Raw genomic sequence first — 12,596 nt, forward strand, 5'->3', positions numbered from 1 at the left:
CGCTGGCGATAGAGCATGCTGAACTTCTCCACCCTGCTGCCTCCCGGCCATCAGATCCTGGCCGCCAACGAGTACGAAAGCCTGCTCGTGGTCCTGGCGTACCTGATCGCCAGCGCCGCCGGCTACACCGCCCTGGCCATGGCCGACTGGGTGACCAACAGTCGCTCCCGCCGCGGCAGCGAGCTGGCCAAGCTGATCGGCGCCGTCGCCCTGGGCGGGGGCATCTGGTCGATGCACTTCCTGGCCATGCTGTCGTTCAAGATCGGCATCCATGTGCACTATGCGCCGCTGCAGACCCTGGCCTCGCTGCTGATCGCCATCGTGGTGTCCTATACGGTCATGCACCTGATCGGGCGCGAGTCCCTGACCGCACCGCAGTACCTGCTCGCGGCCCTGGCCGCCGGCCTGGGCATCGCGACCATGCACTACACCGGCATGCTGGCCATGCAGTCGGTCGCCATACAGCTCTATGATCCGCTGCTGGTGGTGGTCTCGGTGGTGGTCGCCAGCCTGGCCTCCCTGGGCGCCCTGCTGCTGGCCTTCCGCCTGCGCGGCAGGACCGGCCTCAGGACCCTCTGGCTGCGCCTGCTGGGGAGCCTGGTCCTGGGTTTCGCCATCGTCTCCATGCACTTCACCGGCATGGCCGCCCTCACCCTCGCCGTGCCCATCGGCTTCGAACCCGACGGCCTGGCGGAAGTGAATCAGCACCTGGAGCTGGGCATGGGCATCGCCCTCGGCACCCTGTTCATCATCATGGTCGGCCTGCTCGCCGCCTGGGCCGGCGAACGCTTCAATGCCCAGCGCCTGCGGCTGGAGCGGGTCTCGACCACCCTCGATCAGATCACCCTGCACGATCCCCTCACCCACCTGCTCAACGGCGGCAGCTTCATCCAGACCGTCGACCGCGCCATCGGCCAGGCACGCACCGGAGAGCAGTTCGCCCTGCTGATGCTGGATATCGATCACTTCAAACGCATCAACGACAGCCTCGGCCACGCCCTCGGCGATGAATTGCTGATCCAGATGGCGCAGCGGATCCGTGCGGTGCTCGACAACGACCTGCCGCTGGCCCGCTATGCCGGCGACGAATTCAGCCTGCTGCTGCCGCTCGGCCAGCGCGGCGACAGCCAGCCCCTGGCCATGCGCCTGCTGGAGCAGTTGCGCCCGCCCTTCGAACTGGCCGGGCAGCGCATCGCCATGACCTTCAGCCTGGGTATCGCCCACTATCCCCAGGACGGCGCCAACGCCGGCCAGTTGCTGCGCAGTGCGGGCCTTGCGGTTGGCCACTGCAAGCGCAGCGGACGCAATCGCAGCCAGAGATTCACCACCGACCTCCAACGCGATGCCGACGACCTGCTCAGCCTGGAGATGGACCTGCGCCATGCGCTGGCCCAGGGTGGCCTGCATGTGGCCTATCAGCCCATCGTCGATCCGGACGGTGCTGCGGTGGCCCTGGAAGCGCTGGTGCGCTGGCAGCATCCGGTCCTGGGCCCACTGAGCCCCGAACGCTTCGTGCGCGTCGCCGAGGAAACCGGACTGATCGCCGACCTGGATGGCTGGGTCATGCGCCAGGCCTGCGCCGATCTCGCCCAGCTGCACCGTGAGGGTCATGCGGAGCTGCGCGTTTCGGTGAATTGCTCGGCACTGAATCTGAGCGATCGCCTGCTGCCCCAAGCCATCGCCCGGGCCTTGCAGGCCGAGGACCTGCCGGCGTCGGCGCTGATCCTCGAGGTGACCGAGAACGCCCTGATGCACAGTCTCAACGTGGCCGTCGAGGTACTCGGCGAGATCCGTACCCTGGGCGTGCGGGTGTCCATCGACGACTTCGGCAGCGGCTATTCATCGCTGGCCTATCTGAGCCGGCTGCCGGTGGATTCGCTCAAGGTCGATCGCGCCTTCGTCCGCACCATTCCCAAGCAGAGCAACGACATGGCCATCGCCGCGGCGATCATCGCCATGGCGCACAAGCTGGGCCTCAACGTGGTCGCCGAAGGGGTGGAAACCAACGAGCAACGCCAGTTCCTGCAGGCCAACGGCTGCAACTTCATGCAGGGCTATCTGTTCGGCCGGCCCATGCCGTTGCCGCAACTGCGCACCTGGCTGCAGCAACCCGCCCTCGCGGCCGTCCCGGCCTAGGCGAGGCTCCGTGCCTAGCCAGCAGCGCTGCGCTGGAGGCGAGTGAGCAGCCGATCCAGGGCATTGGCGAAGGCCTGGCGATCACGTTCGCCGTAGCCGGCCTGGCCGCCGCCCATCTGGCCCTGGTCGCGTAGATCAGTCATCAGATTGCGCATGGCCAGGCGCTGGCCCATGTTGCGCTCGTCGAATTCCTGACCACGCGGATCGAGGGCGACCACGCCCTTCTTCACCAGCCGGTCGGCCAGGGGAATGTCGCTGCAGATCACCAGGTCACCGGGCTGCGCCTGCTCGACCAGATGGTCGTCGGCGGCGTCGGGGCCACTGGGCACCACCACCAGGCGCACACAAGCGAAGGGCGGCTTGATCTGTGGCTGGCCAGCCACCAGCACCACCTCCAGCTTGCGCTTGAGGGCGAATTTGCAGACCAGCTCCTTGGCGGCGCGCGGACAGGCATCGGCATCGATCCACAGGATCACGGGGATTTCTCCGGCAAAAGCCCAGGATACCGCGCCGCAGCGGCGCACCCCAGCGTGGCGGCGCGGTCCGACAGGGATAGCGATCTGACTGGAGTCTCCCATGACCTTCTGGCAACGCCTGGAGCAGCCCGCCCAGGTCCTGGTGTATGGCGCCACCGGCGGCCTCGGTCTGGCCCTGTGCGACCAGTTGCTGGCCCGCGACGACGTCGCGCGGGTCTGGGCCTGCGCCCGTCAGGCCGAGGGGCATGCCGGTCTGGCCGCGCTGGAGCGGCGCCATGGCCCGCGGCTGCGCCGCCTCGATGTCGATCCGCTGGCCGAGCCCGAGCTGGCGGCCCGCCTGGCTGACGAGACGCCCCGCCTGGACCTGCTGCTGTGCGCCTCGGGTCTGTTGCAGGGCACACGGGCGCGCGCCGAAAAGAGTCTGGCGCAGGTGGACCAGGCCGGACTGCTGGAAAGCTATCTGGCCAATGCCGTGCTGCCGCTGCTGCTGATCCGCCAGCTGACTCCGCTGCTCAAGGGCCAGCACCCCTGTCAGATCGCCGCGCTCTCGGCGCGGGTCGGCTCCATCGGCGACAACCAGCTGGGCGGCTGGTATGGCTACCGGATGGCCAAGGCCGCACTCAACCAGGGCCTGCGCTGCGCCAGCATCGAACTTGCCCGGCTCAATCCGCAGAGCTGCGTGCTGGCCCTGCACCCTGGCACCACCGACACAGCGCTGTCCCGGCCCTTCCAGGCCCGGGTACCGGCCGACAAGCTGTTCACCCCAGCCTATGCGGCAGCACGGCTGCTGGAGGTGCTGGCCGCACGAACGCCGGCCGAGACCGGCAGCTTCTGGGACTGGCAGGGCCAGTCGGTGGTCTGGTAGCGCCCGGCTTCAGACCGCGGCGCGGCGCACCGTGGACAGCAACGCCGCCGCGGCGAGGAACAGGCTGGCGAATACCCGGTTGGTGATGCGCTGCTGTCTTGGCGTGCGCAGCAGGGTCAGCACCCGCGCGGCCAGACCGGTGTAGCCGGCCATCACGATCAGGTCGACGGTGACCATGGTCACCCCGATGAGCAGATACTGCGCAGCCAGGGGCGCGTGGGGATCGACGAATTGCGGCAACACCGCGAGCAGGAAGATCAGTGCCTTGGGATTGCTCACGTTGACCAGGAAGCCGCGCATGACCAGGGCGCCGATTCGCGGCGGCAGACGTTCGCCGACCAGCTGCTCACCCAGGTCCAGCGGCGCGGCGCGCCATTGGCGGATGGCCAGGTAGGCGAGATAGGCCACGCCGAACCACTTGATCAGGGTAAAGGCCAGCTGCGAGGTCGCCAGCAAGGCGCCGACGCCCACGGCGACCACGGCGATCTGCAGCGCCAGGCCCAGCTGCAGGCCCAGCGCCGTCCAGTAGCCACGCCGGAAACCGTGGTTGACGCCTGCGCTCATGGAGGCAACGGCGCCCGCCCCCGGCGAGAGGCTGATCATCCAGCAGGCAATGAAGAAACCGGTCCAGACCTGCAGACTCATGAATTCACCTGTCGAGATGGAAATCGAAGGAGCCATCGGCATCGCGCCAGCGGCGGACCGACTTCTGGAAGAACTGGGTATTGGGGATCTGCACCAGGGTGGCTTCCTGGTTGTCGTCCAGTTCCTGCAGGGTCACGAAGAGCATGTTGATGGCCACCACCCGACCCTTGATGCCCGGCTTGTCCGACGCGTCCAGCACCTCGATGCGATCGCCCAGGCGAAAGGGGCCGACGGTAAAGATCAGTACCGCGCAGAACAGGTTGGAGAGCACGCTCCAGATGGCGAAGAAGGCCACCGCGGCCACCGCGACGAAACCGGAAATGGCCGTCCAGAGCACCGCTGCGGAGACGCCGAAGCGCTCCAGCGCCATCAGGATGGCACTGCCCATGATCAGCCAGCGCAGGACGCCGCGCAGCCCGAGGACGATCTGCGGCGGCAGCGGATAGCGTTCGCCCAGGCCGGTGACGGCGCGGGCCACGATGCGCTGCAGCACGTAGCCGAGCAGCAGCACCAGGGCCACCTGACCGGCCACCAGCAGGTAGTCGCCCCAACCCGGCAGCCAGGTGTACAGCCACTGCGTCATCAGGCCCCCTCGAGTTCGGCTTGCAGACCTTCCAGCCGCTCCAGGGCCTCCAGCCACTGCTCTTCCAGCTCGGCTTCGCGGGTCTTGGCCGTGGCCTGGTCGGCCAGCGCCTGGCGCAGCTCCTCCTTGCGGGAGGCGTCGTAGAGTCCGCTGTCACCCAGGCGGGCTTCCAGGGTGGCGAGCCTTTCCTGCAGCTTGCCCAGCTCGACTTCCAGCTTGTCGGCGGCCTTTTTCAGCGGTGCCAGCTGCTGGCGCAGGGCGGCGGCGGCCTGGCGCTGGGCCTTGCGATCGGTCTTGTCGACCGCCGCGTCGCCGTCCGACACGGGCTCCTGCCGGGCGCGGAAATCCACCAGCCAGCGACTGTAGTCGTCCAGGTCGCCGTCGAAGGCCTGCACCTTGCCATCGGCCACCAGCAGGAATTCGTCGGTGGTGCTCTTGAGCAGATGGCGATCGTGGGAGACCACCAGCACCGCCCCGGCGAATTCCTGCAGCGCCAGGGTCAGCGCCAGGCGCATGTCCAGGTCCAGGTGGTTGGTGGGTTCGTCCAGCAGCAGCAGGTTGGGCTTCTGCCAGGCGATCAGCGCCAGCGCCAGCCGGGCCTTCTCGCCACCGGAGAAATTCAGCACCACCTCGTCGCAGCGCGGACCGCGGAAGTCGAAGCCGCCGAGGAAGTCACGCAGACCCTGCTCGCGCTCGCCGGGGGCGATGCGCTGCAGGTGCAGCAGCGGACTGGCCTTGGCGTCCAGGGAATCGAGCTGGTGCTGGGCGAAGTAGCCGATGGCCAGGTTCTCGCCGCGCTGCAGGCGGCCGCCAAGGGGTTCCAGCTCGGCGGCCAGGGTCTTGATCAGGGTCGACTTGCCGGCGCCGTTGGGGCCGAGCAGACCGATGCGCGCACCCGGCGTCAGCTGCAGCTTGACCGGGTGCAGGACGGTGGTCTCGCCATAGCCGAGCCGGCCTTCGGCGAGATCGAGCAGCGGGCTGGACAGCTTGTCCGCCTCGCGGAAGACGAATTCGAAGGGCGAGTCGACATGGGCCGGCGCCAGCTCTTCCAGGCGTTCCAGGGCCTTGATCCGGCTCTGTGCCTGGCGCGCCTTGGTGGCCTGGGCCTTGAAGCGGGCGATGTACTTCTCCATGTGGGCGCGCTGGGCCTGCTGCTTGTCATAGGCCTGCTGCTGCTGCGCCAGGCGTTCGGCGCGGGTGCGCTCGAAGCTGGAATAGCCGCCGCGATAGAGCACCAACTTCTGCTGGTCCAGGTGCACCACGTGATCGACCACGGCATCGAGGAAGTCGCGGTCGTGGGAGATCAGGATCAGGGTGCCGGGATAGCCCTTGAGCCAGTCTTCCAGCCAGAGGATGGCGTCCAGATCCAGGTGGTTGGTGGGTTCGTCGAGCAGCAGCAGGTCCGAAGGGCACATCAGCGCCTGGGCCAGGTTCAGGCGCATCCGCCAGCCACCGGAGAAATCGCCGACCTGGCGTTCCATCTGCGCGGCGGTGAAGCCCAGACCGGCCAGCAGCTTGCGCGCCCGGGCATCGGCGGTATAGCCGTCGGCGGCCTCGAAGTCGGCGTGCAGCCGACCCAGGGCGTTACCGTCCTGGGCCGCTTCGGCGGCTGCCAGCTCGCGCTGGATGCGGCGCAAGTCGATGTCGCCATCCAGCACATAGTCCACCGCCAGCCGCTCCAGGGTGTCCACCTCCTGGCGCATGTGGGCGATGCGCCAGGCCGCCGGGATGTGGCAGTCGCCGGCGTCGGCACCGAGCTGGCCGCGCAGCAGGGCGAAAAGACTGGATTTGCCGGCACCATTGGCACCGATAAGACCGGCTTTCTGGCCGGGATGCAGGGTCAGCTCAGCGCTTTCGAGCAGACGCTGGGGGCCACGCTGTAGAGTAAGGTTCTGTAGTCGGATCATGGCGGCGGAGTGTAGCAGCTCCACCACCCACGAACGGGGAGGCGGACATGCAAGAGGACCTGTGGGAATTCGCGTTGGCAGTATACGCCCGGCCCGGCGTGGAAGGCGCCTGTTTGCGTCTGCAGGAGGCTGGCGCCGATGTCTGCCTGGTGCTGACGGCGCTCTGGCTGGATCGGCGCGCCTGCGCCCGCGACAGTGACGGCCTGACGCGGCTGCAGCGCGCCTCGCAGCACTGGCAGGACACGGTGGTGCGTCCACTGCGCCAGCTACGGCAGGCCTGGAAGGCCGCGTCCGGCGCGGACGAAAGCCTGGCGGCACTGCGCGAGCAGCTCAAGGGACTGGAATTGGCGGCGGAACGCGAACAGCTCGCGCGTCTGGCGCGACTCGCGGGCCATTGGCCGTGCCGCGAGTCAGAGGATCACGGGGACTGGCTGCACGCGCTGGCGCCGCGCGAGGCAGCCGCAGCGGACCTCGACCTGCTGGCCGAGGCGGCGCGGATGATCCGCGTCTAGACCGAAGCCAGACGCGGCTGCTGGTGCGAGGTGTGCAGCACCTCGATGAGGCAGTCTTCCAGCTCGAAGCGCTCGCGCAGGGTTTCGCCCAGCAGCTTGAGTTCGATGGTCAGCAGACCCGGGTCCCGGTAGGCCCCGCGCTCGAATCTGTCGTTGAAGTTCAGGGCGGCGTCGGTCAGCGCCTGCAGGCGCGGATAGACGCTGTCGGCGAACTCGATGGCGCGCTCGTCCTGGAATTCGCGGGCTTCGGCCACCAGTTGCTCGTAGATCTCGAAATGCGCGGTGGACATGTAGTCGACCAGCATGTCGCAGAGTCGCTCCAGTTCACCGACCTCGCGCACCGGACCCAGCAGGGGCTCCATGTCCAGGGTTTCGTAGGCGGTCACCAGCTCGCGGCGGGCAATCAGCCAGCGGTCGATCAGCTGGTGGACCCCACCCCAGCGTTCCTGGGCATTGCGGCAGGTTTCTAGCATGACGGCAGCTCTCTATACGGGCGAGACGGTCCGGGCGCAGGCGCCCGGGGGTTATCAGGAACTATACCGACATCGTCTCGCCAGGCGAGTGCCGTTGCTCGGAGAAAGGCCAAAGTGGCGTTTCAGAAGTTAACCACACAGTTTTGGCGGCGCTTCTTGTCCGCAGCGGCGGACCGTCTTGGACGTCGTTGCCCCTCCCGCCACAGCCCTGCCATGACTCGTCCGGCACCCGGCCCACTCGGGGCGCCGAACCGAACGAAACTCACTCGCCCATTCTTGCGCGAACGTCAGAAACACCACACTAGCGACGGCGAAAGACCTTGACCAGGCTCAGGGCCATGAGCAGCACGAAGGCCAGCAGGCTCCATTCCGGGATGCTCAGACCGAACAGCGTCCAGTTGACCTCGGCGCAGTCGGCGGTGCCATGCAGGACCAGGCGGATGATCTCCTGGAAGGGCAGCGCCTGCATCATGTAGTCCAGGCTCGGCAGACAGGCTGCCAGCTCCTCCGCCGGGACCGTCTGCAGATAGACCTGGCGGCCGGCGGTGGCGGCACCGGCCGCGGCCAGCAGCAGCAGGACCACGCCATAGATGCGCCGCCCACGCTTGCCCGGTGCCTGGATGCCGGCGATCAGCGCCACCACCCCGACCAGGATGAAGAAGATCCGTTGCATGACGCACAGCGGGCACGGCTCGAGGCCGACCACGTGTTCGAGATAGAGACCGACGCCCATGAGCACCGCGCAGGTGGCGGCCATGAACAGGAAGATGAAGCGGGGACTAGTCACGGACGCGCCGTCTCCAACAGGGAATTGGGACGTTACGGTAGTGAAAGCCCGGGCACCTTTCAAGGACCCGGGCAGACGAGGTGCGCCGTCAGACCCTGGGCGTCGGCAGCGAAGGGGCGTCGGACTCGCGCCATTGGCTCTGCAGGAGCTGCTGGCTGCGGTTCACATCGCCCAGCTGGATGGCCACCCGGGCCAGTTCACCGGCGGTGACCGCGGACGGCCGCTGCGCCAGGCTGCGCTCCAGATATTCGCGCGCCTTGCCCCACAGCTGGTTGTTCATGCACAGCCGGCCCAAGGCCAGCAGCAGCACCGCGTCCTGGGGTCGGTCCTTGAGCCAACCCTCGGCATGGTGCAGCGGACGACTGGCGTCACGCGGGCGCAGCTGGCCATAGAGCTCCACCAGGCGCTCGTCCCACTGGCGATTGAGGGTAATGTGCAGCACCTCCTCGGCCAGATCGTCGCGGCCGATGGCGCGCAGCTGACGGGCATAGGCCAGTACCACCGCAGCATCGCCCTTGAGCGCCGTGGGCACCTGTTGCCACTGGGCATCCACCGCCGATTCCGCGCCCTGGGCGGGAACCTCATCGAGGGTGGCGATCCAGACCTTGCGTTCCAGATCATCCTGCTCCTGGGGCCGCAGCACCTGCTGCTTGCGCAATTGCGGCAGCAGGGCGATCAGCGCCGGCCAGTCGCGCAGGGTCACCTGCAGGCGCTGCAGTTGCAGCAGCACCTCGCCATTCTTCGGATACTTGGCCTGCAACGGCGCCAGGCTGTCGCGGGCTTCCAGGTATTGGCCCCGGTCAATCTGCAGCCGCGCCTGTTGCAGGCCGATGGCCAGCTCGGCCTGGGGCTCGCGCTCGCGGGCCTGGCGCAGCAGGCGATCCCGTTCTTCCAGGTCACCCAGCTCGTTGGCGGCGCGGGCAGCACCCAGCAGCACGAACAGCGGCTGGTCGGCGTGCTCGGCGGCGCCTTTCAGATGCTTGAGGGCACCGCTCCAGTTGCCTTCGGCCAGTTCCAGCTGCCCCTTGTGGCGAGCCTGCTCCAGGCGGCGCTGGCGATTGTGCCGCGACCAGGGATTGAGCACCTTGCCGGTCAGACCCAGGGCACCCAGCACCAGCTTGAGGATGTAGAGCGCCAGCCAGGCGGCCACCAGCATGGCCAGGAAGGCCCAGAGACTCGATTCGTAGCGGAAGTTGCTGTAGGACAGCAGGACGTAGCCCGGCTCCTTGGCCAGCACCACGGCGACGCCCAGGCCGACAAGCAGGGCGAACAGGAACAGCAGGTACAGGCGCTTCATGGGCGATTCTCCTGAGCCGCGCCGGCGGCGGCATTGTTCGGCTGGATTTGCTGACGCTGAGCGATGTAGGCCTGCAGCGCGGTCAGGGCCGGGGTCAGGTCAGGCGCTTCGAAGGTGACCGGACGCTCGGCCAGCTCCTGCAGACGCAGCTTGACCGCACGGCTGTCGGGATTCTGGTTGTTGAAGTGCGCGGCGAGGACGTCTTCGGCCTGCTCGATGGAGAGCCGATAGACCTCCTGATTGCCGTTGAGCACGGCCCACTGCGCCTGCTCCAGCGCCAGGCTCATGGCCAGGCGCACCTGGGCGAGGGACTCCTCGGCCAGCAGCGGACGGATCGGCTGATCGGCGGAAAAGTCGATGCGGAAGTAGCTGGAGATGCGCTGGCGGAAATCCTGCCACCATTGCTGCAACGCATTGCTCGGCGGGACCGCGGCCTTTTCCACGCCGGGCTGGTCGGCCACCGTGGTGGAGAAGCGTGGCGGCAGGGGCTCCAGGCTCTGCACCTGGTTACGCAGCGAGGCCAGCTGGACGAACTGCCCGGTACGATCCAGATCGGGCAACTGGCGCAGGGTCTGCTGGGCATTGGCCACCTGCTGACGCGCGTTGAAGGCGGCCGGATCGTTTTGCGCCTTGAGGATGTCATCGACGCCCTGCAGCAGATTCTGGGCACTGGGCACATCCTGTAGCGCGGTCATGCGCAGAGTGGCCATGCGCAGCAGGTGCTCGGCCTCGGTCAGGCGCCAGGCCTGGCGACTCTGGCCGACCACCTCCTTGAACTGCTCGGCGAGGTGCTGCTGGTCACCCTGCAGCTCGGCCAGCTGACGGCGGCGCTCTTCAAGTTCGTTGGCCGAGGGCAGGCGGCCCAGATCGGCACTCAACGCCTGGTTGCGGTTTTCCAGCTGGCGCAGCTGGCTGCGCAGATCCTCGGCCTGGGCGGCCTGGCTCTGCTCGGCCTGACGCACCTGCTGCAGTTGCCAGACGCTCCAGCCGCCGACGCCCAGGCCACCGGCGGCTACCAGCAGGGCCAGCAGCGCCAGGCCGGACGTCTTGCCCGAGCCCTTGCGACGCACGCCTGCCGGTGGCGGTGATGGCGGCGGCGAGGCAGGGGTCACGACTGGATCGGGGGAGACGTCTTCGGCGCGGGGGGCTTGAGTTTCGCTCACGGGAATTCCTTGTAGGGTCAATCCGGATGGTGATGGGCAAGCGCGGCGATCAAGGCACTGGCGCTGGCGCCCTGGCACTCGATGATGAGTTCGCAGCCGCTGGCGCGAGCCAGTTCGGCAACACGGGCGCTGGGTACCAGCAGGGGATAACGGCGCACCGCGGGCCAATCCGCACCCGCACAGGCCTGCAGATGCGCGAAACCCTGCCCACTGCTGACCATGATGGCATTCAGGCGTTCCGCTGCCAGGGTCTCTAGGACCTGCCCTGCGGGGTACTGCGGGCACTGGCGGCGATAGAGTTCGAGCACCTCGACGCGGGCGCCGCGGGCGGTGAGGGTTTCGACCAGCAGGTCGCGGCCGCCCTCGCCGCGCAGAAGCAGCACCTCGGGCTCCGGGCGCTGCAGGGCTTCCTGCAAGGCCGGCAGCGCCAGCAGGCCTTCGCTGTCCTCACGCTGGGGGTGGTGCACCAGCAGCCCATAGTCTTCGAGCACGGCGGCGGTGGCCGCACCTACGGCGAACCAGGCCTGCAGCGGCGGTTGCGGCCAGTACTGATCGAGGGCGGCAAGACCCAGACGAGCCGCCGGTTTGCTCACCACCAGTACGGCGGCATAGCGATCGAGATCGAGCCAGAGCGAGCGCTGTGCGGGCGTTTCCGCCAGCGGCTGCAAGTCCAGCAAGGGCAGGCTGGCAGTGGCGATGCCCGCCTGGGCCAGGGCGGCGGCGAGCGGTGGATTCTCCTCCGCCGGCCGGGTCAGCAGCAGCCGCCAGCCGCTCATGATGCGCCGCTGGTCCCGTAGACGGCATCGAGGATGTCCTGGGCGCCCTGGGCGAGCAGGTCCTCGGCCACCGCCACGCCAAGGGTGGCGGGATCGTTCAGCGGGCCGCGGGCCTCGGCGCGCAGCAGCAGGCCGCCATCGGGCTGGCCGACCAGACCGCGCAGCCAGAGCAACTCGCCCTGCTGCACGGCATAGCAGGCGATAGGCACCTGGCAGCCGCCATTGAGACGGCGATTCAGGGCGCGCTCGGCAGCGACCCGGCGTTCGGTGTCGAAATGGTGCAGGGGTTCGAGCAGCGCATGGACCTCGGCATCGTCGGTCCGGCACTCGATGCCCACGGCGCCCTGGCCACCTGCCGGCAGGCTGTCCTCGACAGTCAGGTATTCACGGATGCGCGCGGCGAAGCCCAGGCGGATCAGTCCGGCGGCGGCCAGGATGATGGCGTCGTAGTTGTCGGCATCGAGCTTGGCCAGCCGGGTATTGACGTTGCCGCGCAGGAAGCGGATCTCGAGATCCGGGCGCAGGGCCAGCAACTGGGCCTGGCGCCTCAGGCTGGACGTCCCCACCACGCTGCCCCGGGGCAATTCGGCAAGACCGCTGTAGCGATTGGAGACAAAGGCATCGCGCGGGTCTTCCCGCTCGCAGATGGCGTACAGGCCGAGGCCTGCAGGAAACTCCATGGGGACATCCTTCATGGAGTGCACGGCGATGTCGGCGCTGCCGTCGAGCAGGGCGTTTTCCAGTTCCTTGACGAACAGGCCCTTGCCACCGATCTTGGCCAGCGGCGCATCGAGCAGCTTGTCTCCACGACTGATCATCGGCAGCAGGCTTACCCGCAGACCCGGATGCACCGCTTCGAGGCGATCTTTGACAAAGTTGGCTTGCCAGAGCGCCAGGGCACTCTGGCGCGTGGCGATACGAATTTCGCGGGGCATGGGCATTACCGGCACGTCAGGACGTCAGATTGCCGGCCATG

Annotated in this window: 13 protein-coding genes; 3 read left to right on the forward strand and 10 right to left on the reverse strand. The window is 68.0% G+C overall.

Annotated elements, in window-relative coordinates; all coding sequences use genetic code 11:
* The first annotated feature begins 15 nt into the window (after window positions 1–15).
* Window positions 16–2,136 carry a putative bifunctional diguanylate cyclase/phosphodiesterase gene (locus OMP44_RS16730; RefSeq protein WP_280309820.1) on the forward strand — a complete coding sequence of 707 codons (2,121 nt, stop codon included), beginning with the start codon at window positions 16–18 and terminating at the stop codon, window positions 2,134–2,136.
* 14 nt (window positions 2,137–2,150) lie between these two features.
* Here the strand turns inward: OMP44_RS16730 and OMP44_RS16735 are convergent, their stop codons facing one another.
* Window positions 2,151–2,612 carry a YaiI/YqxD family protein gene (locus OMP44_RS16735; RefSeq protein WP_158889768.1) on the reverse strand — a complete coding sequence of 154 codons (462 nt, stop codon included), beginning with the start codon at window positions 2,610–2,612 and terminating at the stop codon, window positions 2,151–2,153.
* 100 nt (window positions 2,613–2,712) lie between these two features.
* Between OMP44_RS16735 and OMP44_RS16740 the strand changes: the two genes are divergently transcribed.
* On the forward strand, window positions 2,713–3,477 hold the full coding sequence (locus OMP44_RS16740) for an SDR family NAD(P)-dependent oxidoreductase (RefSeq protein ID WP_187980898.1): 765 nt from the start codon (window positions 2,713–2,715) through the stop codon (window positions 3,475–3,477).
* Window positions 3,478–3,486: 9 nt separating this feature from the next.
* On the opposite strand, the gene rhtB is transcribed toward OMP44_RS16740, so the two are convergent.
* Genes rhtB through OMP44_RS16755 form a run of 3 tightly spaced genes read right to left on the reverse strand, consistent with a single transcriptional unit; the run spans window position 3,487 to window position 6,612 of the window.
* The gene (gene rhtB / locus OMP44_RS16745) at window positions 3,487–4,122 is read right to left on the reverse strand and encodes a homoserine/homoserine lactone efflux protein (protein WP_184289770.1); all 636 of its coding nucleotides are present in this window, start codon (window positions 4,120–4,122) and stop codon (window positions 3,487–3,489) included.
* Between the two features lie 4 nt (window positions 4,123–4,126).
* Window positions 4,127–4,705: a mechanosensitive ion channel family protein gene (locus OMP44_RS16750; protein WP_133860455.1), complete on the reverse strand. Its 579-nt coding sequence runs from the start codon at window positions 4,703–4,705 to the stop codon at window positions 4,127–4,129.
* Complete coding sequence (locus OMP44_RS16755) at window positions 4,705–6,612, reverse strand: ATP-binding cassette domain-containing protein (protein WP_273862553.1); 1,908 nt, start codon at window positions 6,610–6,612, stop codon at window positions 4,705–4,707. The genes OMP44_RS16750 and OMP44_RS16755 overlap by 1 nt, the downstream gene beginning before the upstream one ends.
* 47 nt (window positions 6,613–6,659) lie before the next feature.
* Between OMP44_RS16755 and OMP44_RS16760 the strand changes: the two genes are divergently transcribed.
* Window positions 6,660–7,124 carry a TIGR02444 family protein gene (locus tag OMP44_RS16760; protein WP_280309829.1) on the forward strand — a complete coding sequence of 155 codons (465 nt, stop codon included), beginning with the start codon at window positions 6,660–6,662 and terminating at the stop codon, window positions 7,122–7,124.
* Here OMP44_RS16760 and rsd read toward each other — a convergent pair.
* From rsd to hemC, 6 genes are all read right to left on the reverse strand, one after another.
* Window positions 7,121–7,597, reverse strand: coding sequence for a sigma D regulator (rsd, locus tag OMP44_RS16765; protein ID WP_133860452.1), 477 nt, complete (start codon window positions 7,595–7,597; stop codon window positions 7,121–7,123). The two genes, OMP44_RS16760 and rsd, sit on opposite strands and share 4 nt — an antisense overlap.
* A 301-nt stretch (window positions 7,598–7,898) precedes the next feature.
* The gene (locus OMP44_RS16770) at window positions 7,899–8,384 is read right to left on the reverse strand and encodes a disulfide bond formation protein B (protein WP_133860451.1); all 486 of its coding nucleotides are present in this window, start codon (window positions 8,382–8,384) and stop codon (window positions 7,899–7,901) included.
* A gap of 88 nt (window positions 8,385–8,472) precedes the next feature.
* Window positions 8,473–9,681 carry a heme biosynthesis HemY N-terminal domain-containing protein gene (locus tag OMP44_RS16775; RefSeq protein WP_187980896.1) on the reverse strand — a complete coding sequence of 403 codons (1,209 nt, stop codon included), beginning with the start codon at window positions 9,679–9,681 and terminating at the stop codon, window positions 8,473–8,475.
* A complete protein-coding gene (locus OMP44_RS16780; protein ID WP_252977247.1) occupies window positions 9,678–10,844 on the reverse strand; it encodes a uroporphyrinogen-III C-methyltransferase in 1,167 nt (388 codons plus the stop codon). Before OMP44_RS16780 ends, OMP44_RS16775 begins: the two co-directional genes overlap by 4 nt.
* Window positions 10,845–10,861: 17 nt before the next feature.
* The gene (locus tag OMP44_RS16785; RefSeq protein WP_187980895.1) at window positions 10,862–11,620 is read right to left on the reverse strand and encodes a uroporphyrinogen-III synthase; all 759 of its coding nucleotides are present in this window, start codon (window positions 11,618–11,620) and stop codon (window positions 10,862–10,864) included.
* Window positions 11,617–12,555 (reverse strand): hydroxymethylbilane synthase, encoded by a 939-nt coding sequence (hemC, locus tag OMP44_RS16790; RefSeq protein ID WP_187980894.1) that lies wholly within the window; start codon window positions 12,553–12,555, stop codon window positions 11,617–11,619. The genes OMP44_RS16785 and hemC overlap by 4 nt, the downstream gene beginning before the upstream one ends.
* Between the last annotated feature and the right edge of the window lie 41 nt (window positions 12,556–12,596).

The sequence above is a fragment of the Pseudomonas flavocrustae genome, assembly GCF_029872515.1.
GTDB lineage: Bacteria > Pseudomonadota > Gammaproteobacteria > Pseudomonadales > Pseudomonadaceae > Chryseomonas > Chryseomonas aestiva.

Excerpts from the sequence above, each read along its gene's own strand:
- OMP44_RS16785 (WP_187980895.1), bottom strand. The coding sequence starts at position 11,620 with ATGAGCGGCTGGCGGCTGCTGCTGACCCGGCCGGCGGAGGAGAATCCA.
- OMP44_RS16755 (WP_273862553.1), bottom strand. The coding sequence starts at position 6,612 with ATGATCCGACTACAGAACCTTACTCTACAGCGTGGCCCCCAGCGTCTG.
- OMP44_RS16730 (WP_280309820.1), top strand. The coding sequence starts at position 16 with ATGCTGAACTTCTCCACCCTGCTGCCTCCCGGCCATCAGATCCTGGCC.
- rhtB (WP_184289770.1), bottom strand. The coding sequence starts at position 4,122 with ATGAGTCTGCAGGTCTGGACCGGTTTCTTCATTGCCTGCTGGATGATC.
- hemC (WP_187980894.1), bottom strand. The coding sequence starts at position 12,555 with ATGCCCCGCGAAATTCGTATCGCCACGCGCCAGAGTGCCCTGGCGCTC.
- OMP44_RS16740 (WP_187980898.1), top strand. The coding sequence starts at position 2,713 with ATGACCTTCTGGCAACGCCTGGAGCAGCCCGCCCAGGTCCTGGTGTAT.
- rsd (WP_133860452.1), bottom strand. The coding sequence starts at position 7,597 with ATGCTAGAAACCTGCCGCAATGCCCAGGAACGCTGGGGTGGGGTCCAC.
- OMP44_RS16750 (WP_133860455.1), bottom strand. The coding sequence starts at position 4,705 with ATGACGCAGTGGCTGTACACCTGGCTGCCGGGTTGGGGCGACTACCTG.
- OMP44_RS16760 (WP_280309829.1), top strand. The coding sequence starts at position 6,660 with ATGCAAGAGGACCTGTGGGAATTCGCGTTGGCAGTATACGCCCGGCCC.
- OMP44_RS16775 (WP_187980896.1), bottom strand. The coding sequence starts at position 9,681 with ATGAAGCGCCTGTACCTGCTGTTCCTGTTCGCCCTGCTTGTCGGCCTG.